The sequence below is a fragment of the Streptomyces sp. NPDC029138 genome (genome assembly GCF_055564375.1).
In genome coordinates this window covers 130,274-155,000 of sequence record NZ_JBVHWM010000008.1, presented here as the reverse complement: position 1 = coordinate 155,000, position 24,727 = coordinate 130,274, and the positions used below count along the sequence as shown (strand labels likewise).

Here is a 24,727-nt window from a genome sequence, read left to right as displayed (position 1 = left end):
TCGCCAGACACTGATCCGGCCAGTCAACTGCCGTAATCTGTGGCCGAATTGAGACGCGCGGAGGGGACGGCCGGAGAGGTCCCGGCTCCGGCCACCCCGTGCGGTCCCGGCGTCACGCCACCTTCCGCCAGTCGCCTCCCTTCTCCAGGACGTACGTCCCGGTGGGCTTGCGCAGGCCGACGCCGGCCCGCGGCTTGACGCTTCTCTTGCCGCTGTCGTCCGGCTGCTTCGCTGTGGCGCCGGACGGGCGCAGTGTCTGGCACTTGTCGGGGTTGGTGTAGGTCTGCGCCACGACGGTGGAGGAGTTCGTGGTCGACGGGCCGTCCACGGCGATGTCCTTGACCAGCTTGCCGGTGCCGTCCACGTGCAGGTCGCCGACGACGCGGGACATGGAGTTGAGGGCGCCGAACTGGATCTCGTCGTTGGGCTTGAGGGTGAAGGTGACCTCGGTGCTCTCGGAGTTGGTCATGCTCCAGGTGTGGTTCCAGGTCCCCTTGAAGGCCGCGGTGAACGCGCCGCGCAGGGCCAGGTGGATGAGGCTCTTGAACGCGCCGGTGGTGGTGCCCTTCTCGGTCATCTGGGCCGTGGTGGTGACCGTGTCCTCGACCGTGGCGCTCACCTTGGAGGTGCTCTCCGAGGTGGTGTCCTGGTTGGGGCCCTTGTCCTTGGGCGCCGAGTGGTTGGTCTGGCTGCTCTTGCTGGTGTTCTCCTTGGTTGCGCTGCCCTTGGCGGCGTTCGTCAGGGTCTGCTGCGCGTCGACCTCGCCCGTGGCCGAGCCGCTGACCTCGTTGTCGGTCCAGGCGGTGCCCTCGATGGTGCCGCTGCCGGAGATCTCGCCGCCGAGGTTGTCGCTGCTGGTGGTGTCCAGCTTCACCGTGCGCTTGACGGTCATGTCCGCGTTGGTGCAGTTGATGGCGCCGTTGGACACCGAGTAGACGGCGCTGGTGAACTCCCGCTTTCGCTCGGGGTCCAGCTTGAACGAGCAGCTGTAGCGTTCCCGCTGTCCGCACAGGGAGGTCACCTCGTCCACGGACTTCAGCGGCTTCTTGCCGTCGAAGGCCCGTGGCGTCGGCATCTCCTCGATGCCGTACTCCGCCGCCCGGCCGCCGAGCGGTGCCGCCGCCGAGGGGAACGCGGCGGTCAGGGTGAGGGCGGACAGGACGGGGAGCAGCACGAGCGCACGGTGGGTCGCCGCTCGCCGGCGCCGGGAGGGTCGCGCGGTGTGAGCCATGGGTGTGTCCTTTCGTTGCGGGTCAGTCCCGGGCAAGGGAGCCGTCGGCGGTCAGCGGAGCGGTGCGGGTCTTGATGCCCTTCGGCGCCTCACCGACCGGCACCAGGTGCGGAGCCGTCCGCAGCGTGGGCGCGCCGACGGTGTTGTCCGGGGTGCGGGCGTTGTCGCGGGCGTCGGCGCACCGGGCCAGCTCGACCTTGCTCATCGGGCCGGTGCGCTGGTAGAGGCGGTCACCGAAGGAGCCGGAGGGCAGGTCGGCGAAGACGTCCATCCGCTCGTTCTTGGAGTCGTGGATCAGGGTGCCGGTGACCCGCTCCCGGGCCGCCTGGACCTCGATCCAGCTCACCTCGCCCGGCTGCACGGTGACGGAGAGGTTGCGCTGCTCCTTGCGGCCGTACAGCAGCGGGTTGTTCGTCGCCATCTCCAGCGGGTTGCCGTCGGCCCGGGTGAAGCCGGCCGCGATCTGCGTGGCGATGTTCTGGTAGCCCTGGCGCAGGTCGGTCTGGTGCGACAACTGCGGCGCGGCCTCCTGCTGGAGGCCCTGCGGACCGAGTTCCTGCGACTCCTGCGGTTCGCCCTCGTGCCGCGCGAGGTACTGGGTGAGGTTGTCGTACGGCAGCTCCTCCCAGTTCACCGGGCGCTGATCGGTGATGGCGTTGCGGGTGCAGTTGATGTATGCCTGGCCCACCATGCGCGGCCGGTCGTAGTACCGGAAGGAGTACCGGTCGTCCTTGTCGAAGTGGCAGGCTCTGGGGCCCGCCAGGCAGTCCTGCATCACGAGCCTGGCCTCGATCGGCGTGGTTCCCTGGTACGCCTGGGGCATGGGCAGCCGCGCCTTCTTGAGGTCGTACGGCACCGGGGCCGGGTCCTGCGTGGCCCGGAAGTGGGTGACCAGCGGGCCGCAGGTGGACGCCTGCTGGTAAGCCCACGTGATCAGCGGGTTGTTCTCCGTGGCCGTGAAGGAGTACGAACGTCCCTCGTGCCAGTGGGTCTTGCCCTCCGTGGTGGTGTCCGTGGTGAAGTCCTGCGCGGACTCGCCCTGGTCACCGGCGACGGACACGCGGTACCGCTGGCCCTTGGCGGGGTCGTCCGGCTGGCAGTTGGTGAGCGGACTGGGGCTGTCGTCCCACGTGACGGTGACCCGGGAGCCCTTCTGGACGCGCCACAGCCGGGTGCCGAGCGAGCCGGCGGCGCCGTTGGAGAGCGCGGCCGCCTGGTACTTCCTGGGGTGGTCGGCGAGGCCGGCCGAGAACAGCTGGGTGTTCCGGCCGTCCCAGCCGTTCGGCGTCTCGTCGTGGGCTTCGCCGTCCGGTACGGCGGGCCGGGCCAGGTCCGGGTTCTCGATCGGCACGTCGACCGCGTCCTCGGCGAGCGCGCCGCCGGGCAGGGCGCCCAGCACGAGCGAGCTGCCGAGCAGCGCGGACAGGGCATACGTCAGGGGGCGTCGGGGCATGCGTGTGTCTCCTTGCGCGAAGTGGTGGTGTCGGTGCCTGGGTGGTCCTGGGGGTTCAGCAGGCCCACCAGGAGGACTGGGGCACGATGACCTGGTCGTCGGTCAGCCGATCACGCATGCCCGAGGTGACGTGGCACTGCTGCTCCACTCCCGCTTCCGGGGCGGCGGACCGGGTGACGGCGTCGAAGTCCTCGTGCTTCTGGTGGTAGGTGTCCTGGTCCTTCTGCCACGTGTCCTGCGCCTCGCCCGAGATGGGCCTGTTGCACTCGTGGAACTTCTCCACCTGGCACTTGTCGTTGGCCGCCTGGTTCTTCGCGATGCTTCCGCACTGCTCGCTCGCCGGGATGCCGTTGATGCCCGCGCTGGCGCAGGGGTTGGTGCCGGGCGGGGACGGGACGGGTGAGCCGGAGCTGATCGACGGCGGCTTGGGCTGCCCGGGGTCCGCCGGCGGCGGCGCCGTCTGGGTGTCGGGCTTGGGCGCCGGGCTGAACGAGGCCGGCGGGTCGTCCGCCTTGGCCACCGCGGCCGTGGGCACGGCGGCGACCGGGGTCAGGCTGCTCAGGCCCAGGGCGGAGGCACCCGCCGCGGTGACGATTCCGGCAGCGAGCAGGGCACGGCGCACAACGGGAACACGCATGGTTCTCCTTCGGTCAGGCAGGGGGGATTCGGCGGCCACAGAGCCACACCACGGAGGGGGCCGCCGGTCTCAGATTCCGGCACGTCGATGATCGCCGCCATCCGAACTTGCCCTGTTTTGCGCCGATTGCAGCGAAGTGACTCCGACTGGCCTCAAGCGGCTTGGACTTTGGCGTAGCCAAGGTTCGCGAGCCACCGCCCAATGGCGTGAACTCGGGCTGTCGGAGGCCGAAAAGCGATTCGGGCGCGGCAGACATGTTGCTGGACGCCCCGATTCCAGTGGGCAGTCCTCCTCCCCCAACTACGGCGCCACGCTTATGTCGTGCTGCCCGAAAGAACGGAAATCCCATGAACACGAAGACCCGTGGGCTGCGCCTGCGCGCCGCGCTGACCGTCATAGCCACCGCGACCGCGCTGGGCGCGGCGGCGGCCCCGGCCCTCCCCGCCGAGGGACACGACCCGCTGGTGTACGCGTGGGGCGCCAACAAGGGCGGCCAGCTCGGCAATTCGACAGAACCCGAGCGGTACGCGCCCGCTCCGATCCCCACCGTTCCCAAGCAGGACGTGTACAAGATCGCGGCCGGCGGCGGTATCGACGACGGCTGGGGCTTCGCCATCGCCCTGCGCAACGACAAGTCCGTCTGGTCGTGGGGCCAGAACGACAAGGGCCAGCTCGGCACCGGCCCCGGCAGCACCACCATCACCAAGAACCCCGCGGTGGGCAAGGTGCCCGGACTCAACGGCATCGTGGACGTGGCCGCGGGCGGCCAGCACGCGCTCGCCCTGCGGACGAACACCGGCAAGGCGGACGGCGTCTACGCGTGGGGCCTGAACGACAACGGCCAGGTCGGCGACGGCTCGAACGACAACCGCTCAGTGCCCAAGCTGGTCCAGAGCATGCACGGCGGCAGGCAGGTCGCGGCCGGCTGCAACCACAGCATGCTCCTCACCGCGGACAACAAGGTGATGACCTGGGGCGACAACTCCAAGGGACAGCTCGGCACCGGTGACACCACCGACCGCAACACCCCGAACGAGGTCCCGGATCTCACCAACGTGGTGCAGATCGCCGCCGGGTGCGACTACAGCCTGGCCAGGAAGTCCGACGGCACGGTCTGGGCGTGGGGTGACAACTCGAAGGGCCAACTCGGCGCCAACAAGAACAGCACCGACCTCGCGACCAGCCCCAAGCCAGTACAGGTCATGGGCCTTCCCGGGGTGCAAGCGGGCCAGACCACCCCGGCCGACCAGACCGGCGGTACGGGGACCGGAACGGGCACGGGCACCGGCACCGGCACCGCCCAGGGAACCGGTCCGACGCCGCGTCATATCGTCGCCGGCTACGACCACGCCTACGCCCTCTTCTCCGACAACAAGGTCTACGGCTGGGGCAACAACGACAAGGGACAGCTCGCCGATGGCACGACGACCAACCGGACGAGCGCCCACGAGGCCGTCCAGCTGCCGTCGGTGACGGAGATCTCGGCGGGCCGGGGCTACGGTCTCGCCGTACGCACCGCCGACAACACCGGCACCAGCCGCGACATCATCGGCTGGGGCAAGAACGACCACGGACAGCTCGGCGGCGGTGACAACCTCGCCCACAACCTGAACAACAACGACCAGTTCGTCACCATCTTCCCGCAGGAGGCCGAGAAGAAGACCCCCTTCACCCACGTCACCGCCGGCAACAGCCAGTCCAGCTACGCCTACTGACCCGGCCTGACCAACCGCACCCGGTGGCTGTCGGTCTCCGCCACGATCAGGCTCCCGTCCGCGGTCAGGGCGAGCGCTCGCGGCAGCCGCAGCCGAGCACCCAGCGCGGGCCCGCCCTCCACCTCGTGACCGGGTGGGCCCCCGGCCACCGTGTGCAGCACACCGTCCGAAGTCAAAGAGCAGACACGCTCGTTGAGCGAGTCGGCTATGTACAGGGAGCCGGTGCCGTCGAGGTCGACCCCGCGCGGCTGGTGCAGCCGCCCGTCCTCGACGCCCGGTTCACCGGTGCCCGCCACCGTGCCGATCACACCGTCCGGGTCGACCACCCGCACCCGGTGCGAGAAGCAGTCGGCTATGTACAGCCGGCCGTCGGCGTCGACGGCGAGGTCGATCGGGTGGTGCAGGGCGCTGGCGGGTCCGGGGACGGAGTCCAGGCCGGAGCCGGGTTCGCCGGTGCCGGCCACCGTCCGGATCACGCCGTCGGCACCGATGGCCCGGACCCGGTGCCCGCCCCACTCGGCGACGTACAGGGTGCCCGCCCCGTCCAGGGCGAGCCCCCGGGGCTCGCTGAACCGCGCCGCGGCGGCCGGGCCGCCGTCTCCGCCGTAGCCCGGCTCGCCGGTGCCGGCGACGGTGGTGATGACGCCGTCCCGGTCGATGCGCCGGATGCGGTGGTTCCAGTAGTCCGCCACGTACAGGGCGCCGTCGGGGCCCACGACCAGCCCGCCGGGCTCGTTCAGCCGGGCCTGGCCGGACGGGCCGCCGTCGCCGTCGTAGCCCGCCTCGCCGGTGCCGGCGACGGTGGTGATGGTGCCGTCGCGGTCGACGCGCCGGACGCGGTGACCCTTCCACTCGGCGACGTACCAGGCGCCGGAGGCGGCGTCCACGGCGAGCGCCCGGGGCTGGTTCAGTATCGCCTTGACCGCGGGCCCGCCGTCCCCGCCGTAGCCGGGTTCGCCGGTGCCGGCCACGGTGACGACGACCCCGTCGAGCAGCGCGGGGCATGGGGCTCCCGAACCGTTGCTGACCGTCATGCCGCCTCCAGGCAGGGGGTATCGGTTGGCGCCGCTCCCGGTGCCCGACCAGCGTAGGAGTGGTCAACTCGTGCCGGTAGATCGGGTGTCGGCCACATGACGCCGACCCGACCGCACCGCCCAGGCGAACACCGCTGCGGCGAAGAGGACCACGGCGAGGGTGTCGTAGGGCTGCCGGAGCAGGCCCGAGCCGCCGAAGGAACCGAGCGCGGAACAGCACAGCAGTCCCGCCAGCCACACCAGCAGCCAGGCGCCGTCGCGCAGCTCCCGACGCAGCGGGAAGCGGCCCCGGCCGGAACGGACCAGCCACGACAGCGGGACGCCGGCCAGCGCGAGGGGCAGGGTCAGGTGCAGGCGGTGCCAGGTGGACCAGTACACGAACAGGGTGGCCACGAGGAAGCTGAGCGGCGGGATCCAGCGCATCGCTCCGGCGGGCTGTCCGGCGGGGCGCAGGGTGGCCGAGGCGACGGCGGAGGTGGCGTACACGAGCAGGAAGAGGTTGCCGAGGGTGCCGACGACGTCCTGCCAGGTGCCGAACGGGAGCAGGTACACCATCATCACCGTGACGTTCAGGGCGAGGGCGCGGCGCGGGATGCCGGAGCCCGCGTGCACGTTCAGGAACCAGCGGGGCAGCATGCCGTTCTTGGCGAGCGCGTAGGACCGCCGGGCGTTGATCCCGACCCCGACGAAGGTCGCGCCGCCGGGCGAGACGACGGCGTCGGCGTACAGCAGCATGGCCAGCCAGTGCAGGTTGATCAGCAGGGCGAGCTGACCGAACGGTGAGGTGAAGTCGACGCCCCGCCAGCCGTGGGTGAGGGCGCTGTCCGGAACGGCGAAGAGGAAGGCGAGCTGGAGAGACGCGTACAGCAGGATCGCCAGTGCGATGGCGGTCGGCACCGCCCTGCGCAGGTGCCGGCCGGGGTCGCGGGCCTCGCCCGCCAGGTCGACGGGTGCCTGGAAGCCGTTCACGGCGTAGATGACCCCGCCCGCCGAGAGGGCGGCGAGGCCCGCGGACCAGCCGTAGGGGGCGAAGCCGCCGTGGTCGGTGAGCCGGTGCGGGTGGAAGCCGGAGGCCAGCAGCAGCACGACGGTCAGGACCGGGACGGACGTCTTGACGAGGGTGAGGGCGATGTTCACCCGGGTGAAGAGGCGTACGCCGAACCAGTTGAGGGTCGCGAACACGAGGGTGAGGGCGACCGCGACCCCGACCCCCGGCCAGCTCAGCCGGCCGTGCTCGTGCAGTCCGGGGAACCAGCGGGTGAGGTACTGCACGGTCGCGGTGACCTCGGCCGCGTTCGCGCCCACGGACAGCAGCACCGCCCAGCTGATCACCCCGGCGACGAGCGGACCGTTGGCGTACAGAGGCCAGCGCACCGTGCCGCCCGCCTCCGGCATCCGGGCCGCGAGGTCCACCAGGACCAGCGCGACCAGCATGGCGAGCGCCCCGGCGGCCAGCCAGGACAGCAGGGACAGGGGACCCGCCGTCTGGGCGGCGTACATCGCGCTGAACAGCCAGCCGGAGCCGACGATGTCACTGAAGCCGACCGCCGTCAGCGCCCAGAAGCCCAGGTGCTTGCGGAGTTTGCGCTCCTCCCGGCCGACGGCGTCGGAGGCGGACGGTATGGCCCCGGATAACGGCTGTTGTGGTTCGGGGCCTTGGTGAGAAGAGGTTCGTTCCACGCTCCCTCGCTTCCCGCGCCCGCGCTGAGCGACGCGCGAGCGCCGCCAGATTCACCACCGCGCCGCACGTCTGCGAGCCCGCGCATTGACGTCAAACCACCTGATAGTTAGCCCATCGCACGCAAGTAGCTTGTAAGGGTGCTCATTGCTGCATTCGGTCCGAAGCTCTGCATATCTGCCTACGGTCGTCAAGGAAACGCATGAACAGCCGCGCCCAGCCGCCCGCCTGACGGAGCGGCGGCGCCGAAGGAAGCGCCATGCACACCTTCCGAACCGTTCGCAGCTTTCCGCCGACGATCCGCCTCCTCCTGGTCAACCAACTCGGCATCGACGTCGGCTTCTACCTCCTGATCCCCTACCTCTCCACCCACCTGAGCGACGACCTCCACCTGTCCGCGGCCGCCACCGGCGCGATCCTGGGCGCGCGCCAGCTCAGCCAGCACGGCCTGTTCGTGGTGGGCGGCACGGCGGCGGACCGGCTGGGCGCGCACCGGGTCATCCCGTTCGGCTGCGCCGTGCGCACGGCCGGTTTCGCGCTCTTCGCCTTCGGCGACGGCGTGCCCGCCGCGCTGGCCGCGTCGGTGCTCAGCGGGCTGGCGGGCGCGCTGTTCTATCCGGCGGTGCGGGCCTACGTCGCGGAGGCCGCCGCCGACCGCAAGACGGAGGCGTTCGCCCTGTTCAACGTCTTCGCCACCACCGGCGGGCTGCTCGGCCTGCTGCTGGGCAGCGCGCTGTGCCTGATCGACTTCCGGGTCACCGCGCTCGCCGCCGCCACCGTGTTCGGGGTTCTGACAGTGGCTCAGTTCTTCGCGTTGCCCGAGCACCACGTCCGGCCCGCCACCGGCACGGTGTTACGGGACTGGCGCGAGGCCCTGCGCCACCACGCCTTCCTGGCCTTCGCGCTCACCATGTCGGGCATGTCGGCGCTGGAGAGCCAGGTGTATCTGCTCTTCACCGAGAGCGCCCGGCGGACCTCCGGCTGGGACGGCGCCGCCGCGCTGCTACCCCTGGTCGGCGCGGTGGCGAACCTCCTGCTCCAGCTGCGCGTCACCGCCCTGACCCGGCTGCGCGGCGGCGCCGAGGCGTGGATCGCGCCCGGCGTGCTGCTCATAGCGCTCGGCTTCCTCCCCCCGGCCCTCACGGACGGCCCCGACCCGGCCAGCGGCGCACTGCGCACCGCCGTACGACTCGCGCCGCTCGTCCTCGGGGCGCTCCTGCTCCACCTGGGCGTGATGGTGGCCCAGCCGCCGGCCATGGAACTTGTCTCGCGGTACGCCACCGACCGCATGACGGGCACCTACTTCGGCCTCTTCTACGTCCTGTCGGGCACGGTCGGCGCCGCGTGCACCAGCGGGGTCGGATGGGTGATGGACCGGGCCGCGGACAGCGGCCGCGGCTGGCTGCCCTGGGTGTGCTGTGCCGCGCTCGGCGCCCTGTCCGCGGGCGCCGTCACCGTCCTCCAGCGGCGCCGCGCACTGCCCACCGACCCTGCGGTGACGTACGCCTGACGAGGCGTCCGCTCGGGCGAACACTCGGCAAAGAAGGCAGAAAAAATCAAACAAACGGGGAGGAACCGCACTGGAGCACGAACCGAAAGGGCAACACGATGCGCAAGTTCCTCGCCGTCGCCGGCGTCTCCCTCATCACCGCCGTGTCCGGCGCGGCCTGCCCGCCCGCCATGGCCGCCTCCGGCACGGGGACGGCCACCGGCACCCTGGTCGTCAACGGCGTTCCCCACACCGACCCGCAGGGCTGCTACCCGGCGGGCGGCTTCATGGTCTCCGTCGTCAACAACACGAACCAGCCGGCCTACGTCTACCCGAACGGCGGCTGCTTCGGCCAGTGGGAGGGCCTGATCCAGCCCGGCGGCCAGGCCACCGTGAACGGCGCCTCCGTCTCCATCGACTGACCGTCCGCGAAGGCCAAACGGCCCTCAGCGAAAGGAAGTTCCCATGACCCGCGTCTTGGTGACGGGCTTCGATCCGTTCGACATCGACACCTACAACCCCTCCTGGGCCGCGGCCCGGCTGCTCCAGGAGCACCCGCCGGAGGGCGCGGAGGTGACGGCCGTTCAACTGCCGTGCGTCTTCGGTGAATCCCTGAAGGTGCTGCGCGAGGCGGTGCTGGAGACGGACCCGGCCCTCGTCCTGTCGATCGGCCTCTCCCCCCGCAGCGGCATCTCGGTCGAGCGCGTCGCCATCAACGTCGACGACGCCCCCATCCCCGACAACGCCGGCCGGACGGCGGTCGACGAGCCCATCGTCCCCGAGGGCCCCGCCGCCTACTTCTCCACCCTCCCGATCAAGCGCTGCATGACGGAGGTGCAGAAGCAGACCGGCCTGTACGCCGAGGTCTCCCAGACCGCCGGCACGTTCGTGTGCAACCACGTGTTCTACGGCCTGATGCACCTGCTGGCCACCGAGGGCAAGGAGCGGCGCGGCGGCTTCGTCCACATCCCGCACACCCCCGAGATGCCCCGTGCCGTGAAGGGCCAGGTCCCCTCGCTCCCGGTGGACCGAGCGGCGGACGGCCTCCGCGTCGTCCTGTCGACCGCGCTGGCCCACGAGTCGGACATCGCGGTCGCCGCCGGAGCGACCCACTGACGATCCCGGCCCGCGCGGGGGAACGGCGCTGACTGTCCGCGATCAGTCGGCTACGGAAACGGACGAGCCAAGGATCTTCGGAGGCGCCGTAACCCCCTCCGGCCGGAGGGGGTTAACGCTGGGGCACAGGTGAAAACGTTCCTGCGCCGACGGGCGGCGGTGGGGCGGGTGGGACTCGAACCCACGGCCGACGGATTATGAGTCCGCTGCTCTAACCGGCTGAGCTACCGCCCCATAGCGGCGTGTCGCGTACAAGTGTGCGCGCCGTCTGCCGCAGCATAGCCGCTCATACGATCTCCTGCCTCGGATGGTCGGCATCTGCGCTGCTCATGACCTCGAGGACAGCGCCGCAGGCCGCGGCGGTTCCCGGGGACATGAAAAAGGACCCCGGAGGGGTCCTCGTTCAGCGCTCCCCCGACTGGACTCGAACCAGTAACCTGCCGGTTAACAGCCGGCTGCTCTGCCAATTGAGCTACGGAGGACCGAAGCTCCCCCGACTGGACTCGAACCAGTAACCTGCCGGTTAACAGCCGGCTGCTCTGCCAATTGAGCTACGGAGGATCGCCTCGTTGCATCGAACGTACCTACCTGGGTATTCGCCAGGGGGCGCGCGCTCGCTGCGACACATACATTAGCGCAAGCAGGGGGGTGCTCCGCCAATCGGTACCCTCGGCGCCAGCGCGGCACCGGAAACCTACGCACGGGAAGGGTGGCAGCCATGCGCTACCGGCTCACGTTCCTCGCCGGACTGGCCCTCGGTTACGTACTCGGCACGAGGGCCGGTCGTGAGCGCTACGAGCAGCTGAAGAAGTCGGCCCGGCGGGTCGCGCAGAACCCCGCGGTGCGCAACACCGCCGAGACGGCCGCCCAGCAGGGCCGCGTCTACGCCGGCAAGGCCTTCCACACGGTCAGCGACAAGGTCGGCGACCGGGTCCCGGAGTCGGTGACCCAACGAGTCCGTGGCCTGCGCGACCGCAACACCGACGGCAGGGCCCAGGACGACTGGGGCACGAGCAACACGTAGGGGAACTCTCCGCGCCCACGGCCACTGGCCGCCCTCGGCCGAATCCACCGTAGGAATGCGGCAAAATTCTCCACATGGGGATAGTCGCCGGCTTGGACAGCTCACCGGACTTCACACGCATCGTGGTCTGCGACACGGACACCGGTGCCGTACTACGGCAGGGGTACGCCCCGCACCCGGTGGAGGGCCGGCCCAGCGATGTCGACCCGCAGGCCTGGCTGCTCTCGCTCGGTGAGGCCGCCGGCGGTGGTCTGCTGGAGGGCGTGCAGGCCATCGGTGTGTCGGCCCAGCAGAACGCGGTGATCCCGCTGGACGCCCAGGGCAACACCGTCCGCCCCGCGATGGTCGGCGGCGACAAGCGCGCCCAGGTCGCGGCGGCCGATCTCGTGGACGCGCTCGGCGGCCGGGAGGCCTGGGCGCAGGCGGTCGGATGCGTCCCGCAGGCGGCCCAGCCGGTGACCAAGCTGCGCTGGCTGGCGAAGAACGAGCCCGAGAACGCGCTGCGGACGGCCGCCCTGCTCCAGGCCCACGACTGGCTGGTGTGGCAGTTGCTCGGGCGGCCCGTGCGGCGGACCACCGACCGCGGCGGCGCGTCCGGCACCGGGTACTGGTCTGCGGCCACCGGTGCCTACCGGCCCGACCTGGTCGAGCTGGCCCTCGGCCACCAGGCGATGCTGCCGGAGGTGATCGGCCCGTCCGACGCGGCCGGTACGACCCCGGAGGGCCTGCTGATCTCCGCCGGCACCGGGGAGACCATGGCCGCCGCGTTCGGGCTGGGGATCGGGCTGGGCGACGCGGTCGTGTCCCTCGGGGCGTCCGGGTCCGTGATGGCCGTGCACCGGGAGGCGCTCACCGACCAGTCCGGGATGATCACCTCCCTCGCCGACGCCACCGGCATGCACCTGCCGGTCGTCACCACCCTGAACGCCGTGCGCACCCTGCGCGGCGCCGCCGAGCTGCTCGGCCTGCCGGACCTGGAGAGCCTGTCCGAGCTGGCGATGAAGTCCACGCCGGGCGCGCACGGGCTGGTGCTGCTGCCGTATCTGGAGGGCGAGCGGACGCCGAATCTGCCGCACACCGCGGGGACCCTCGCGGGGCTGCGGCGTGAGTCGATGAAGCCGGAGCATCTGGCGCGGGCCGCGTTCGAGGGCATGCTGTGCGGCCTGGCCGACGCGCTGGACGTGCTGCGCGGGCGGGGCGTGGACGTGCGCCGGATCTTCCTGCTCGGCCCGGCCGCCGAACTGCCCGCCGTGCAGGCCTCGGCGCCCTCGCTGTTCGGCGCGCAGGTCGTCGTACCGCAGCCCGCGGACTACACGGCGATCGGCGCGGCCCGGCAGGCGGCCTGGGCGCTCGGTGTGTCGCAGGGCACACTCGATCCGCGTACCCCGCCGGCCTGGCAGGGCGCGGCGGCGCAGGTGCTGGAGCCCGGCGAGGAGCTGGCCGTGGGGCAGGCGGTACGGCAGCAGTTCACGGCGGTGCGGGAGCAGACCCATCCGGGGGCGTTCCGTCTCTGAAGACCGGCGGACGATTAACCAGTTGAGGTAACGCCGGTGGAGTGTCCGACGATAGGGGCCAAGGGCAACCGACCAGCCCCTGTCGCCGACTCCGAGAGACGTAGCGTGCTCATACGACTTCTTCGGGCCCATCTCAGGCCCTACAAGAAACCCATCGCTCTACTGGTGGTGCTTCAGTTCCTACAGACCTGCGCCACCCTCTACCTGCCCACTCTGAACGCGGACATCATCGACAACGGTGTCGTGAAGGGTGACACCGGTTACATCCTGTCCTTCGGTGCCCTGATGATCGGCATCTCGCTGGTACAGGTGGTGTGCAACATCGGTGCCGTGTACTACGGCGCCCGGACCGCCTCCGCGCTCGGCCGGGACGTGCGCGGTGCCGTCTTCGACCGGGTCCAGTCGTTCTCCGCGCGTGAGGTGGGTCACTTCGGAGCGCCCTCGCTCATCACCCGTACGACGAACGACGTGCAGCAGGTCCAGATGCTGGCCCTGATGACGTTCACCCTGATGGTGTCGGCACCCATCATGTGCGTGGGCGGCATCGTGCTGGCCCTCGGTCTGGACGTGCCGCTGTCCGGGGTACTGGTCGCGGTGGTACCGGTGCTCGGCATCTCCGTGACGCTCATCGTGCGCCGGCTGCGCCCGCTGTTCCGCTCGATGCAGGTCCGGCTGGACACGGTGAACCGGGTGCTGCGCGAGCAGATCACCGGCAACCGGGTGATCCGCGCCTTCGTCCGGGACGAGTACGAGCAGGGCCGGTTCGGGAAGGCCAACGGCGAGCTGACCGACATGCAGCTGGCCACCGGCCGGCTGCTCGCCCTGATGTTCCCGATCGTGATGACGGTGGTGAACCTGTCGTCCATCGCGGTCGTGTGGTTCGGCGCCCACCGGATCGACAGCGGCGGGATGGCCATCGGTGACCTCACCGCGTTCCTCGCCTATCTGATGCAGATCGTCATGTCCGTGATGATGGCCACCTTCATGTTCATGATGGTGCCGCGCGCGGAGGTCTGCGCCGAGCGCATCCAGGACGTCCTGGAGACCGATTCGAGCGTCGTGCCGCCGACGGCCCCCGTCACCCGGCTGCGGGCGCACGGCCACCTGGAGATCCGGGGCGCGGGCTTCCGCTACCCGGGCGCCGAGGAGCCGGTGCTGAGGTCCATCGACCTGGTGGCCCGGCCGGGGCAGACGACCGCCGTGATCGGCTCCACCGGCAGCGGCAAGTCGACCCTGCTCGGTCTCGTCCCCCGGCTGTTCGACGCCACCGAGGGCCAGGTCCTGGTGGACGGCGTGGACGTCCGGGAGGTCGAGCCGCACCTGCTCGCCCGGACGGTCGGGCTCGTGCCGCAGAAGCCGTACCTGTTCGCGGGCACCGTGGCGACCAACCTGCGCTACGGCAACCCGGACGCCACCGACGAGGAGCTGTGGCACGCGCTGGAGGTGGCGCAGGCCAAGGACTTCGTGCGGAAGCTGGAGGGCGGCCTGGACGCGCCGATCGCGCAGGGAGGCACCAACGTCTCCGGCGGTCAGCGGCAGCGGCTCGCCATCGCCCGCACCCTGGTGCAGCGCCCGGAGATCTACCTCTTCGACGACTCCTTCTCCGCGCTCGACTACGCCACGGACGCGGCCCTGCGCGCCGCGCTCTCCCAGGAGACCTCCGAGGCGACCGTCGTGATCGTGGCCCAGCGGGTGGCGACCATCCGGGACGCGGACCGGATCATCGTGCTGGACGAGGGCCGGGTGGTCGGCTCCGGCCGGCACGCCGAGCTGATGGCATCCAACGAGACCTACCGGGAGATCGTGCTCTCCCAGCTGACGGAAGCGGAGGCCGCCTGATGGCCGGGCCCATGGGACGCATGATGGCCGGGGGCGGCCCCGACCAGCGCTCGATGGACTTCAAGGGGTCGGGCAAACGGCTCGTCGCCCAGTTCAAACCGGAACGCCTCACGATCTACGGCCTGCTGGCGTGCGTGGTCATCAGCGTGAGCCTGAGCGTGGTCGGCCCGAAGATCCTCGGCCGGGCCACCGACCTGGTGTTCGCGGGCATCGTCGGCCGGCGGTTCCCGGCCGGCGCCACCAAGGAGCAGGTCCTCGACTCCCTGCGCGAGCGGGGCCAGGGCCGCATCGCGGACGTGCTCAGGGGCACCGACTTCACGCCCGGCAAGGGCATCGACTTCGACGCCGTCGGACAGGTCCTGCTGCTCGCGCTCGGTGTGTTCCTGGTCGCCGGCCTGCTGATGGCGGTCGCGACGCGGCTGGTCAACCGGGCCGTGAACCGCACGATGTACCGGCTGCGGGAGGACGTGCAGACGAAGCTGTCGCGGCTGCCGCTGTCGTACTTCGACAAGCGCCAGCGCGGTGAGGTGCTGTCCCGGGCGACCAACGACATCGACAACATCGGGCAGACGCTCCAGCAGTCGATGGGCCAGCTGATCAACTCGGTGCTGACCATCGTCGGCGTGCTCGTGGTGATGTTCTGGGTGTCCTGGCTGCTGGCGCTGGTCGCGCTCGTCACCGTCCCGCTGTCGTTCGTGGTCGCCACCCGGGTCGGCAAGCGGTCGCAGCCGCACTTCGTGCAGCAGTGGCGCTCCACCGGCAAACTGAACGCGCACATCGAGGAGATGTACACCGGGCACGCCCTGGTGAAGGTGTTCGGGCGGCAGGAGGAGTCGGCGCAGCAGTTCGCCGAGCAGAACGAGGCGTTGTACCAGGCCGCGTTCAAGGCGCAGTTCCACAGCGGTGTCATGCAGCCGCTGATGATGTTCGTGTCGAACCTGAACTATGTGCTGGTGGCGGTCGTCGGCGGTCTGCGGGTCGCGTCCGGCGCCCTCTCCATCGGTGACGTGCAGGCCTTCATCCAGTACTCGCGGCAGTTCTCGATGCCGCTGACGCAGGTCGCGTCGATGGCGAACCTGGTGCAGTCCGGTGTCGCCTCGGCCGAGCGGATCTTCGAACTCCTGGACGCGGAGGAGCAGGAGGCGGATCCGGTGCCGGGCGAGCGGCCCGAGGAACTGCGCGGGCGGGTGCGCCTGGAGCATGTGTCGTTCCGGTACGACCCCGAGAAGCCGCTGATCGAGGACCTGTCGCTCACGGTGGAGCCGGGTCACACGGTGGCGATCGTCGGCCCGACCGGCGCGGGCAAGACCACGCTGGTCAACCTGCTGATGCGGTTCTACGACGTCTCCGGCGGCCGGATCACCCTGGACGGGGTCGACATCCGGAAGATGACCCGGGACGAACTGCGGTCCGGGATCGGCATGGTGCTCCAGGACACCTGGCTGTTCGGCGGCACCATCGCGGAGAACATCGCGTACGGCGCCTCGCGCGAGGTCACGCGCGGGGAGATCGAGGAGGCGGCCCGGGCGGCCCACGCGGACCGCTTCGTCCGCACCCTGCCGGACGGGTACGACACCGTGATCGACGACGAGGGCACGGGCGTCAGCGCCGGTGAGAAGCAGCTGATCACCATCGCGCGGGCGTTCCTGTCCGACCCGGTGATCCTGGTGCTGGACGAGGCGACGAGTTCCGTGGACACGCGGACGGAGGTGCTGATCCAGAAGGCCATGGCCAAGCTGGCCGCCGGCCGTACGTCGTTCGTGATCGCGCACCGGCTGTCGACCATCCGGGACGCGGACACGATCCTCGTGATGGAGAACGGGTCCATCGTCGAACAGGGCGGGCACCAGGAGCTGTTGGCGGCGGACGGGGCGTACGCCCGGCTGTACAAGGCCCAGTTCGCACAGGCGGTGGCCGAGGTGGACTAGGCGCGAGGGGGCCGCCGCGCGGCGGCGGCCCCTCAGTCCAGGTAACCCCTCAGCTGATCCGCGAACGCGTGGTCCCGGAGCTTGTTCAACGTCTTGGACTCGATCTGCCGTATCCGTTCGCGGGTCACGCCGAAGATGCGGCCTATCTCCTCGAGGGTGCGCGGGCGGCCGTCGACCAGGCCGTACCGGAGCTGGACGACCTTCCGCTCGCGCTCCCCCAGCGTGGACAGCACCGCTTCCAGGTGCTCGCGCAGCAGCAGGAAGGCGGCGGACTCGACGGGGCTCGTCGCGTCGCCGTCCTCGATGAGGTCGCCGAGGGCGACGTCGTCCTCCTCGCCGACCGGGGCGTGCAGCGACACCGGCTCCTGGGCGAGCCGCAGCACCTCGCCGACCCGCTCGGGCGGCAGGTCCAGATGGGCGCCGACCTCCTCGGCCGTCGGCTCATAGCCGCGCTCCTGGAGCATCCGCCGCTGGACCCGGACGACCCGGTTGATCAGCTCCACGACATGGACCGGGACGCGGATGGTGCGGGCCTGGTCGGCGAGCGCCCGGGACATGGCCTGCCGGATCCACCAGGTGGCGTAGGTGGAGAACTTGTAGCCGCGCGCGTAGTCGAACTTCTCCACGGCCCGGATGAGCCCGAGGTTGCCCTCCTGGACGAGGTCCAGCATGGTCAGGCCGCGGCCGACGTACCGCTTGGCCACGGAGACGACGAGCCGCAGGTTCGCCTCGATGAGCCGGCGCTTGGCCATGCGGCCCATGACGACGAGCCGGTCCAGGTCCAGCGCGAGTTCGCTGTCCAGGTCGGGCGTGCTGCCGAGCTTCTCCTCCGCGAACAGGCCCGCCTCGACCCGGCGGGCCAGTTCCACCTCCTCGGCGGCGGTGAGCAGCGGGATACGGCCGATCTCGCGCAGGTACTGGCGGAACAGGTCGGCGGAGGGACCGCCGGATTCGACCCGGGCGACGGCCGGGACCTCGACGGGTTCCTCGGGTTCGTCCGCGAGCGTGTCGGCGGGCGGCTCCGCCTCGGGATGCAGGGCGGCACGGCTCTGCGGGGGCACGGCCGCGAGGACGTCCGCCTCCGCTTCCGGCTCGTCCGCGGTGATGCCGGTGGCGCTGGTGCTGCTGTCGGTCTGGGTGAGGGTCTGGGTCTGCACGGGGGGCGACCTCCAGGATGATCGCTGCTGAAGGTGTGCGGCAGCGTGCGCTCCGAGGCTCGGGCACCGCCCCCAGTGTGGAGTACGACACAACACCGCCACGAGGGTCGTGCCGTGACTTTTTGCGTCCGGTCCGTCACCGGTCGGTTACTCGTCTCGTTGGACTATGCGACTGGCAACTGCGGGCCCTTGGTCCGCATGGAGGTGGGGGAAGATGGAAGGCATGAGCGAGATGGAAGAGCTGCGGCGGCGTCTGGAGGCGCTGGAGGCAGAGGTGCACGACATGCGGGAGGAGCAGGCTGCCACACGGCACCTCGCCGTGAACTCCGACCGGGACGTGGCGGCACTCCAGGAGCAGCGGCGGGCCGACGTTCAGCTCATGCAGGCACTGCGGCAGACGCAGCTGGAGCACAGCAAGGTGCTGGAAGCACACGGCAAGGTGCTGGAAGCACACACCAAGACCCTGGAGGAGCACGGCAAGCTGCTCGGCGCCCTGGTGTCCGGTCAGGTGGCGATGATGCAGCAGCTCCAGGCCATCACCGACCACCTCGGCATCACCCAGCCCGAGCAGCCCCGCGAAGAGGGCTAGCCCCCGTCACAGCGCCTCCGCGCCCCGCTCCCGCAACGCCTGGTCGTACTGCTGGAGGACCCACATCTCGTTCTGTACGGCGGCCAGCTGGGCCGGGTCGCCGGCAGTGGACAGGCGGGTCATCTGGGACTGGATGTCGCGGATGCGCCGCTCCACGGCGCGGCGGCGGATCTGCACCAGGACCGTGCCGGCGTAGACCTCGTCCACCGTGCGGCGCATGATCGGCTCGACTGCCAGCTCCGTGACCATCGCCCGCACGGTGTCGTCGGGCGCGGCCTCGCGCACCCGGACCAGGTACTCCTGCGGGTCGGATACGCCGTACTCGGCGCCGCCCGCCTCCGCGATGGCCTGGCGCACGGCCGCGTACGGCGGGGCGGTGAACTCGTCCACGCCATAGGCGTCGAAGGCCGGGGAGACCAGTTCGGGGCGCTGGAGGGCGAGTTTGAGCAGTTCGCGTTCGGCGGCGAAGACCGGGTTGCGCAGGGTCAGGGCCGGCCCGGAGTTCGCGGGGCGGGGCGCCTCCGTCCACTGCCGGTCGGCCGGGCGGCGCCGGTCCTGCTGCTGGGGGCCCTTGCCGTCACGGGCCCAGCGGGCCAGCTGCGCCACCCGGCGGACCACGAACTGGGTGTCGAGGATGCCGAGCATGCCGGCCAGCTCGACGGCGACCTCGTGCTGGGCGCCGCTGTTCTTGATCCGGGCGACGATCGGCGCGGCCTCGTCCAGCGCCGCCGCACGGCCCGCCGGGGTGTCCAGGTCGTACCGGCTCAGGATCTGGCGGAGCGCGAACTCGAAGAGGGGCGTGCGCGGTTCGACCAGGTCCGCGACCGCCTCGTCGCCCTTCGCGAGGCGCAGATCGCACGGGTCCATGCCGTCGGGCGCGATGGCGATGTACGTCTCGGCGGCGAACTTCTGGTCGTCCTCGAAGGCGCGCAGGGCGGCCTTCTGCCCGGCCGCGTCGCCGTCGAAGGTGAAGATCACCCGGGCCGAGCCGTTGTCCATCAGCAGTCGGCGCAGGATCTTGATGTGCTCGCCGCCGAAGGCCGTACCGCAGGTCGCGATGGCCGTCGTCACACCGGCGAGGTGGCAGGCCATGACGTCCGTGTACCCCTCGACCACCACCGCGCGGCTGCTCTTCGCGATCTCCTTCTTCGCCAGGTCGATGCCGTACAGCACCTGGCTCTTCCGGTAGATCTGCGTGTCGGGGGTGTTGAGGTACTTCGGGCCGGTGTCCGCCTCGTACAGCTTGCGGGCGCCGAAACCGACGACGTCGCCGCCGATGTCCCGGATCGGCCACATCAGCCGGCCCCGGAACCGGTCGATGGGACCCCGGCGGCCCTCCTGGGCCAGGCCGGAGAGGACCAGCTCCTTGTCGGTGAAGCCCTTGCCCCGCAGATAGCGGGTCAGGTGGTCCCATCCCTGGGGGCTGTAGCCCACGCCGAAGTGGACGGCGGCGGCCTGGTCGAAGCCGCGCTCGGCGAGGAAGATCCGGCCGGTCTCGGCCTCGGGGCTGGTGGCGAGCTGCTCGGCGTACCACTGGGCGGCGATCTTGTGCGCCTCGACCAGGCGGATGCGCTCACCGCGCTGGTGGGCCGGGTTGTACCCGCCCTCCTCGTACCGCAGCGTGATGCCGGCCTGCGCGGCCAGCCGCTCCACCGCCTCCGAGAAGGAGAGGTGGTCCACCTTCATCACGAAGGTGATGGTGTCGCCGCCCTCCTGGCAGCCGAAGCAGTGGAAGAGCCCCTTGCTCGGGCTGACCTGGAAGGACGGCGACTTCTCGTCATGGAACGGGCACAGGCCCTTGAGGTTGCCGCCGCCCGCGTTGCGCAGCTGGAGGTACTCGGAGACCACGGCGTCGATCGGGACCGCGTCCCGTACCGCCTTCACGTCCTCGTCGTTGATCCGTCCTGCCACGCGTGAATTCTACGGGGGTGCGGTGACAGTCCCGGTGCTCGCGGAGGTCATGAGGTGAGGCTGTCGAGGGGTACGTGCGGGTCCGAGAGCGCCTCGATGTTCACCTGGGCCCGGGAACGGATCAGCTTCTGGATCTGCTCTGTGACATCCCACACGTTCACGTTCATCCCGGCCAGCACGCGTCCCTCCTTCACCCAGAACGCGATGAACTCCCGCCTCCCGGCGTCGCCCCGGATCACCACCTCGTCGTACGACCCCGGCGGCGCCCATCCGCTGTACTCCATCCCCAGGTCGTACTGATCGGTGAAGAAGTACGGCACACGGTCGTAGACCACCTCCTCGCCCAGCATCGCGCGCGCCGCCGCCGGGCCGCCGTTCAGCGCGTTCGCCCAGTGCTCCACCCGCAGCCGGGTGCCGAACAGGGCGAGCGGGAAGGACGCCACGTCGCCGGCCGCGTAGATGTCGGGGTCGGACGTGCGCAGCCGTTCGTCCACGACGATGCCGCCGCCGTGCGCCCGGTCGGCGATCTCCAGCCCGGCCGCCTCCGCGAGGGCCGTCCGGGGTGCCGCGCCGATCGCCGCGAGGACGTCGTGCGCCGGGTGCTCCTCGCCGTCGTTCGTACGGGCCGCGAGGACCACGCCGTCCTGGCCGACGATCTCGGTGAGCTGGACGCCGAAGTGGAAGCGGACGCCGTGCTCGCGGTGCAGCTCGGCGAAGACGTTGCCCAGCTCGGGGCCGAGCACGCCGTGCAGCGGGGTCGACGCCGGTTCGATGACCGTGACCTCGGCGCCGTAGCCCCGGGCCGCCGCCGCGACCTCCAGTCCGATCCAGCCGGCGCCCGCGATCACCAGGTGCCCGTTGTCCCGGCCGAGGTGGTGCAGGACGCCCTTCAGGCGCTCGGCGTGCGCGAGACGGCGCAGGTGATGGACGCCCGCCAGGTCGGTGCCGGGGATGTCCAGGCGGCGTGGCTCGGCACCGGTGACCAGCAGCAGCTTGTCGTAGCGGACGATCGTGCCGTCGTCACCGAAGCGGACCGTCTTCGCCGTGCGGTCGATCCGGTCCACGGTCTGGCCGAGGTGCAGCTCGATGTCGTTGCGGGCGTACCAGGCGGGCTCGTGCACGAAGACGCTGTCCCGCTCCTCCTTGCCGAGCAGATAGCCCTTGGACAGCGGCGGGCGCTCGTAGGGGTGGTCGCGTTCGTCGCAGATCAGTATCACGCGGCCGCTGAAGCCCTCCGCCCGGAGCGTCTCGGCCGCCTTCGCACCGGCGAGACCGCCTCCCACGATGACGAATGTCTGATCCGCGTCGACCACTTGATGCCTCCTCGTAAGGGTGCCGCCACATGCGAGCGTCCCGCACGCAGCGTGATGCGGGAAGAGGGTGTGACCCGATCAGGCCACGGAGGGTCATGTTCCTCTCACATATGCCCCGTAAGTCTCGCGTGCAGCGAGAGCGCCGAGGCGTCGGTCAGGGAGGCGATCTGGTCCACGATCACCCGCTTGCGCGCCCGGTCGTCGTCCGCCGCGTCGAACAGCGCCCGGAACTGGGGGTCCAGGCCCTCGGGCGCGCGGGCGGTCAGCGCCTCGGCCAGCTCCGCGACGATGACCCGCTGGTCGGCGCGCAGCCGCTCCTGCTCCGCGCGCTGCATCACGTACCGGTCCGCGACCGCCTTGAGCACCGCGCACTCCATGCGGGTCTGACGGGGTACGACGAGTTCGGCGTCGTAGCGGGTGAGCGGGCCGGACCCGTACGCGGCGCGGGTGGCGCCCTCGGCGGCCAGGCAGAACCGGCCGATGAGCTGACTGGTGGCGTCCTTCAGACGGGCCTGGGCGACCGCCGTGCCGTCGTAGCCGTGCGGCCACCACTCCTCGTCCTGGAGGCGGTCCAGGGCGGCGGCGAGTTCGGCGGGGTCGGTGTCCACGGGGACGTACCGGCCGATGGCCACCTCGAACACCGCCTGCCGTTCCGGCTCGGCGTGCAGGCAGTTGGGGTCGATGTGGCCGGCGTGCAGGCCGTCCTCGACGTCGTGCACCGAATAGGCGACGTCGTCCGACCAGTCCATGACCTGCGCCTCGAAGCAGGTGCGGCTGCCGGGGGCGTGCTGTCTGACCCAGTCGAACACCGGACGGTCGTCCTCGTACACGCCGAACTTCCGCGACGCCGGGTCGGTGGGGTGCGTGCCGCGCGGCCACGGGTACTTGGTGGCGGCGTCCAGGGTGGCGCGGGTCAGGTTCAGGCCGACGGAGCGGTCCTCGGTGAACCGCTTGGGCTCGATGCGGGTGAGGAGCCTGAGGGACTGGGCGTTGCCCTCGAAGCCGCCGCAGTCGTCGGCGAACTCGTTCAGCGCGGTTTCGCCGTTGTGGCCGAAGGGCGGGTGACCGAGGTCGTGGGCGAGGCAGGCCGCCTCGACCAGGTCGGGGTCACAGCCGAGGGCCGCGCCCAGCTCCCGGCCGACCTGGGCGCATTCGAGGGAGTGGGTGAGCCGTGTCCGGGGGCTGGCGTCCCAGACCTGGCTTCTGGTGCCCGGGGTCACCACCTGTGTCTTGCCGGCGAGACGTCGTAGGGCGGCGGAGTGGAGGATGCGGGCGCGGTCGCGCTGGAAGGCTGTGCGGCCCGGGCGTTTGTCGGGTTCGGGGGCCCAGCGGTCGACCGACGCCGGGTCGTATGCCGTGTTGAGTGCGGTGCCTTCCATGGGTCGACAGTAAGCCCAATCGTCTGCCATGTTCGGTTTCGCCGGCGGCTGCGGGTGCGTTGTGGCCTTTCAGGCGGCTGCCGTGGACCTTTCCGTCGAGCTCTGGTCGTAGCGGTGCAGGACCAGACGCGCCATCGCCTCGTGCGCACCCAGAGGGGCCGAAGCGATCCACGGCGCCGCTTCCGCGGACTGGGTCGCGAAGCGGCCCGGGGCTGTGAAACAGGACGCCACTGCCACTCTGCGGCGGCCCCTTGCCGCCAGGGCACGCAGAGCCGTCGGGACCGTCGGGGTCGCCGCCGAGGCGTACGCGGGGACCACCGGGACGCCCAGGCGGGCGGAGAGGAGGCGAGCCGTGTGGTGGGTGTCCGTGGCCGAGTCGGGGTCGCGGGAGCCGGCCGCGGCGAGGACGACGGCGGTCTCGCGGCGGGCGGTGTCGTCCATGGCCGCCGGCCAGCCGGCCTCCAGGAGGCGGGCGTGCAGGGTCTCGGCGACGAGGGGGTGCGGGCCGAGCGGGGTGGCCACGTGCGCGCGTACCGGTGACGCCGCCGCCATCTCGGGGATGTCCTGCTTGACGTGGTAGCCGCGGCCGAGGAGGAGCGGGACGAGGACGGCGGGGGCGCTGCCGAGGGCGGCGAGGGTGTCGGTGAGCAGCGGCTCGTTCAGCTCTATGTGGCCCAGGTGGACGGGGAGGCCGGGGCGCAGCGCGCGGACCTGGGCCATGAGGGCCCGCACGGTGGTGAGCGCCCGGGGGTTCCGGCTGCCGTGGGCGACCAGCACGAGGGCCGGCGGGGCCGGGCGGCGGCCGAGCGGGGAGACGAGCCGGCTGCTGGTGCGGAGGGGGATCGACGCCGTCATGGAACGATCCTGACCAAAGGACGTTGCGCGCCCGTTGCGTGGCCGTCACGGGTATTTTCCGCGGGTTCACCTCGCACGGACGTCCGATGTGAGGTGAACCGGAGCGGCGCCGGTGGCGTCCTCCTTGGTCGGGAGCGATCACTGGGGGGCCGTATGAGGACGCGTCGACCGCGATGGCCGCGCACGCGGACCGGGCAGCGGCGGCTGGTGCAGGCCGTGATGGCCGGGTGTGTGCTGGCGCTGCTGCCGATGACCTGGCTGTACGTGTCGACGGCGGACCGGCTGCGGACCACGGCGGACGTGCCGCGCACCGAGGTCGCGGTGGTCTTCGGGGCGGGCCTGTGGAAGCACGGGCAGCCGTCGCCGTACCTCGCGCACCGGCTGGACGCGGCGGCCACGCTGTACCGGGCGGGGCGGATCGAGGTGGTGCTGGTCACCGGGGACAACAGCCGGGAGGACTACGACGAGCCCGACGCCATGCGCGCCTACCTCACGAGGCACGGGGTGCCGGACGCGCGGATCGTCAGCGACTACGCCGGGTTCGACACCTGGGACTCCTGTGTCCGGGCGAAGAAGATCTTCGGGGTGGACCGGGCGGTGCTGATCAGCCAGGGCTTCCACATCCGGCGGGCGGTGGCGCTGTGCGAGGCGGCGGGGGTGGACTCGTACGGGGTCGGGGTCGACGCCGAGCACGACGTGACCTGGTACTACGGCGGGACGCGCGAGGTGTTCGCGGCGGGCAAGGCGGCGCTGGATGCCGTCTTCCGGCCCGATCCGCGGTTCCTGGGGCCGAAGGAGCCGGGGGTGGCGCGGGCGCTGGCCGCCGGGCGGTGACCGTGGCCTCACGGCCCGCCGGCCGGCGCGG

Annotated in this window: 19 protein-coding genes, 3 tRNA genes and 1 pseudogene; 10 read left to right on the top strand and 13 right to left on the bottom strand. The window is 71.1% G+C overall.

What is annotated here, in order from left to right; genetic code table 11:
- Nucleotides 1–112: 112 nt before the first annotated feature.
- The 3 genes from ACZ4WH_RS11005 to ACZ4WH_RS10995 are packed head-to-tail and all read right to left on the bottom strand — an operon-like array spanning nucleotide 113 to nucleotide 3,321.
- Nucleotides 113–1,231 (bottom strand): hypothetical protein, encoded by a 1,119-nt coding sequence (locus ACZ4WH_RS11005; protein ID WP_468178910.1) that lies wholly within the window; start codon nucleotides 1,229–1,231, stop codon nucleotides 113–115.
- Between the two features lie 22 nt (nucleotides 1,232–1,253).
- Nucleotides 1,254–2,684, bottom strand: a complete 1,431-nt coding sequence (locus ACZ4WH_RS11000) for a hypothetical protein (protein WP_468178908.1) — start codon at nucleotides 2,682–2,684, stop codon at nucleotides 1,254–1,256.
- 55 nt (nucleotides 2,685–2,739) lie between these two features.
- Nucleotides 2,740–3,321 carry a hypothetical protein gene (locus ACZ4WH_RS10995; RefSeq protein ID WP_468178906.1) on the bottom strand — a complete coding sequence of 194 codons (582 nt, stop codon included), beginning with the start codon at nucleotides 3,319–3,321 and terminating at the stop codon, nucleotides 2,740–2,742.
- 347 nt (nucleotides 3,322–3,668) lie between these two features.
- On the opposite strand from ACZ4WH_RS10995, the gene ACZ4WH_RS10990 reads away from it, so the two are divergent.
- A complete protein-coding gene (locus ACZ4WH_RS10990; protein ID WP_468178904.1) occupies nucleotides 3,669–5,036 on the top strand; it encodes an RCC1 domain-containing protein in 1,368 nt (455 codons plus the stop codon).
- Here the strand turns inward: ACZ4WH_RS10990 and ACZ4WH_RS10985 are convergent.
- Together ACZ4WH_RS10985 and ACZ4WH_RS10980 are read right to left on the bottom strand one after the other, a co-directional pair.
- Nucleotides 5,030–6,070 (bottom strand): NHL domain-containing protein, encoded by a 1,041-nt coding sequence (locus ACZ4WH_RS10985; RefSeq protein WP_468178902.1) that lies wholly within the window; start codon nucleotides 6,068–6,070, stop codon nucleotides 5,030–5,032. The two genes, ACZ4WH_RS10990 and ACZ4WH_RS10985, sit on opposite strands and share 7 nt — an antisense overlap.
- 63 nt (nucleotides 6,071–6,133) lie before the next feature.
- Nucleotides 6,134–7,750 (bottom strand): APC family permease, encoded by a 1,617-nt coding sequence (locus ACZ4WH_RS10980; protein WP_468178900.1) that lies wholly within the window; start codon nucleotides 7,748–7,750, stop codon nucleotides 6,134–6,136.
- Nucleotides 7,751–8,007: 257 nt separating this feature from the next.
- On the opposite strand from ACZ4WH_RS10980, the gene ACZ4WH_RS10975 reads away from it, so the two are divergent.
- From ACZ4WH_RS10975 to pcp, 3 genes are all read left to right on the top strand, one after another.
- Complete coding sequence (locus ACZ4WH_RS10975; protein ID WP_468178898.1) at nucleotides 8,008–9,258, top strand: MFS transporter; 1,251 nt, start codon at nucleotides 8,008–8,010, stop codon at nucleotides 9,256–9,258.
- A gap of 98 nt (nucleotides 9,259–9,356) precedes the next feature.
- Nucleotides 9,357–9,659 carry a hypothetical protein gene (locus ACZ4WH_RS10970; protein ID WP_468178896.1) on the top strand — a complete coding sequence of 101 codons (303 nt, stop codon included), beginning with the start codon at nucleotides 9,357–9,359 and terminating at the stop codon, nucleotides 9,657–9,659.
- Nucleotides 9,660–9,702: 43 nt separating this feature from the next.
- On the top strand, nucleotides 9,703–10,353 hold the full coding sequence (gene pcp / locus ACZ4WH_RS10965) for a pyroglutamyl-peptidase I (protein ID WP_468178894.1): 651 nt from the start codon (nucleotides 9,703–9,705) through the stop codon (nucleotides 10,351–10,353).
- A gap of 160 nt (nucleotides 10,354–10,513) precedes the next feature.
- Here the strand turns inward: pcp and ACZ4WH_RS10960 are convergent.
- From ACZ4WH_RS10960 to ACZ4WH_RS10950, 3 genes are all read right to left on the bottom strand, one after another.
- A tRNA-Ile gene (locus ACZ4WH_RS10960) sits at nucleotides 10,514–10,587 on the bottom strand.
- Nucleotides 10,588–10,762: 175 nt separating this feature from the next.
- A tRNA-Asn gene (locus tag ACZ4WH_RS10955) sits at nucleotides 10,763–10,835 on the bottom strand.
- A gap of 6 nt (nucleotides 10,836–10,841) precedes the next feature.
- Nucleotides 10,842–10,914, bottom strand: a tRNA-Asn gene (locus ACZ4WH_RS10950).
- A 157-nt stretch (nucleotides 10,915–11,071) separates the two neighbouring features.
- On the opposite strand from ACZ4WH_RS10950, the gene ACZ4WH_RS10945 reads away from it, so the two are divergent.
- The 4 genes from ACZ4WH_RS10945 (at nucleotide 11,072) to ACZ4WH_RS10930 (ending at nucleotide 16,658) form a co-directional block, all read left to right on the top strand.
- On the top strand, nucleotides 11,072–11,377 hold the full coding sequence (locus tag ACZ4WH_RS10945) for a YtxH domain-containing protein (protein ID WP_468178892.1): 306 nt from the start codon (nucleotides 11,072–11,074) through the stop codon (nucleotides 11,375–11,377).
- Nucleotides 11,378–11,451: 74 nt separating this feature from the next.
- Entirely contained in the window at nucleotides 11,452–12,891 is a 1,440-nt protein-coding gene (locus ACZ4WH_RS10940; protein WP_468178890.1) for a xylulokinase, read from the top strand.
- Nucleotides 12,892–12,996: 105 nt separating this feature from the next.
- Nucleotides 12,997–14,730: an ABC transporter ATP-binding protein gene (locus ACZ4WH_RS10935; protein WP_468178888.1), complete on the top strand. Its 1,734-nt coding sequence runs from the start codon at nucleotides 12,997–12,999 to the stop codon at nucleotides 14,728–14,730.
- Nucleotides 14,730–16,658: an ABC transporter ATP-binding protein gene (locus ACZ4WH_RS10930; protein WP_468178885.1), complete on the top strand. Its 1,929-nt coding sequence runs from the start codon at nucleotides 14,730–14,732 to the stop codon at nucleotides 16,656–16,658. Before ACZ4WH_RS10935 ends, ACZ4WH_RS10930 begins: the two co-directional genes overlap by 1 nt.
- A 32-nt stretch (nucleotides 16,659–16,690) precedes the next feature.
- Here ACZ4WH_RS10930 and ACZ4WH_RS10925 read toward each other — a convergent pair.
- A pseudogene (locus tag ACZ4WH_RS10925) lies at nucleotides 16,691–17,891 on the bottom strand (RNA polymerase sigma factor).
- A 147-nt stretch (nucleotides 17,892–18,038) separates the two neighbouring features.
- On the opposite strand from ACZ4WH_RS10925, the gene ACZ4WH_RS10920 reads away from it, so the two are divergent.
- Nucleotides 18,039–18,404 carry a hypothetical protein gene (locus tag ACZ4WH_RS10920; RefSeq protein ID WP_468178883.1) on the top strand — a complete coding sequence of 122 codons (366 nt, stop codon included), beginning with the start codon at nucleotides 18,039–18,041 and terminating at the stop codon, nucleotides 18,402–18,404.
- 6 nt (nucleotides 18,405–18,410) lie between these two features.
- Here the strand turns inward: ACZ4WH_RS10920 and dnaG are convergent, their stop codons facing one another.
- The 4 genes from dnaG to ACZ4WH_RS10900 form a co-directional block, all read right to left on the bottom strand.
- Entirely contained in the window at nucleotides 18,411–20,315 is a 1,905-nt protein-coding gene (gene dnaG / locus ACZ4WH_RS10915; RefSeq protein WP_468178881.1) for a DNA primase, read from the bottom strand.
- A 47-nt stretch (nucleotides 20,316–20,362) separates the two neighbouring features.
- Nucleotides 20,363–21,628 carry an NAD(P)/FAD-dependent oxidoreductase gene (locus ACZ4WH_RS10910; RefSeq protein WP_468178879.1) on the bottom strand — a complete coding sequence of 422 codons (1,266 nt, stop codon included), beginning with the start codon at nucleotides 21,626–21,628 and terminating at the stop codon, nucleotides 20,363–20,365.
- Nucleotides 21,629–21,732: 104 nt separating this feature from the next.
- Entirely contained in the window at nucleotides 21,733–23,007 is a 1,275-nt protein-coding gene (locus ACZ4WH_RS10905; RefSeq protein WP_468178877.1) for a deoxyguanosinetriphosphate triphosphohydrolase, read from the bottom strand.
- Nucleotides 23,008–23,076: 69 nt separating this feature from the next.
- Nucleotides 23,077–23,862 carry a sirohydrochlorin chelatase gene (locus ACZ4WH_RS10900; RefSeq protein ID WP_468178875.1) on the bottom strand — a complete coding sequence of 262 codons (786 nt, stop codon included), beginning with the start codon at nucleotides 23,860–23,862 and terminating at the stop codon, nucleotides 23,077–23,079.
- Between the two features lie 153 nt (nucleotides 23,863–24,015).
- On the opposite strand from ACZ4WH_RS10900, the gene ACZ4WH_RS10895 reads away from it, so the two are divergent.
- The gene (locus ACZ4WH_RS10895) at nucleotides 24,016–24,696 is read left to right on the top strand and encodes a SanA/YdcF family protein (RefSeq protein WP_468178873.1); all 681 of its coding nucleotides are present in this window, start codon (nucleotides 24,016–24,018) and stop codon (nucleotides 24,694–24,696) included.
- Nucleotides 24,697–24,727 lie beyond the last annotated feature (31 nt).

Bases quoted from the DNA above. Each gene is read 5' to 3' on its own strand.
- ACZ4WH_RS11005 (WP_468178910.1), bottom strand. From the start codon at position 1,231: ATGGCTCACACCGCGCGACCCTCCCGGCGCCGGCGAGCGGCGACCCAC.
- ACZ4WH_RS11000 (WP_468178908.1), bottom strand. From the start codon at position 2,684: ATGCCCCGACGCCCCCTGACGTATGCCCTGTCCGCGCTGCTCGGCAGC.
- ACZ4WH_RS10995 (WP_468178906.1), bottom strand. From the start codon at position 3,321: ATGCGTGTTCCCGTTGTGCGCCGTGCCCTGCTCGCTGCCGGAATCGTC.
- ACZ4WH_RS10990 (WP_468178904.1), top strand. From the start codon at position 3,669: ATGAACACGAAGACCCGTGGGCTGCGCCTGCGCGCCGCGCTGACCGTC.
- ACZ4WH_RS10985 (WP_468178902.1), bottom strand. From the start codon at position 6,070: ATGACGGTCAGCAACGGTTCGGGAGCCCCATGCCCCGCGCTGCTCGAC.
- ACZ4WH_RS10975 (WP_468178898.1), top strand. From the start codon at position 8,008: ATGCACACCTTCCGAACCGTTCGCAGCTTTCCGCCGACGATCCGCCTC.
- ACZ4WH_RS10970 (WP_468178896.1), top strand. From the start codon at position 9,357: ATGCGCAAGTTCCTCGCCGTCGCCGGCGTCTCCCTCATCACCGCCGTG.
- pcp (WP_468178894.1), top strand. From the start codon at position 9,703: ATGACCCGCGTCTTGGTGACGGGCTTCGATCCGTTCGACATCGACACC.
- ACZ4WH_RS10945 (WP_468178892.1), top strand. From the start codon at position 11,072: ATGCGCTACCGGCTCACGTTCCTCGCCGGACTGGCCCTCGGTTACGTA.
- ACZ4WH_RS10940 (WP_468178890.1), top strand. From the start codon at position 11,452: ATGGGGATAGTCGCCGGCTTGGACAGCTCACCGGACTTCACACGCATC.
- ACZ4WH_RS10930 (WP_468178885.1), top strand. From the start codon at position 14,730: ATGGCCGGGCCCATGGGACGCATGATGGCCGGGGGCGGCCCCGACCAG.
- ACZ4WH_RS10920 (WP_468178883.1), top strand. From the start codon at position 18,039: ATGAGCGAGATGGAAGAGCTGCGGCGGCGTCTGGAGGCGCTGGAGGCA.
- ACZ4WH_RS10905 (WP_468178877.1), bottom strand. From the start codon at position 23,007: ATGGAAGGCACCGCACTCAACACGGCATACGACCCGGCGTCGGTCGAC.
- ACZ4WH_RS10900 (WP_468178875.1), bottom strand. From the start codon at position 23,862: ATGACGGCGTCGATCCCCCTCCGCACCAGCAGCCGGCTCGTCTCCCCG.
- ACZ4WH_RS10895 (WP_468178873.1), top strand. From the start codon at position 24,016: ATGAGGACGCGTCGACCGCGATGGCCGCGCACGCGGACCGGGCAGCGG.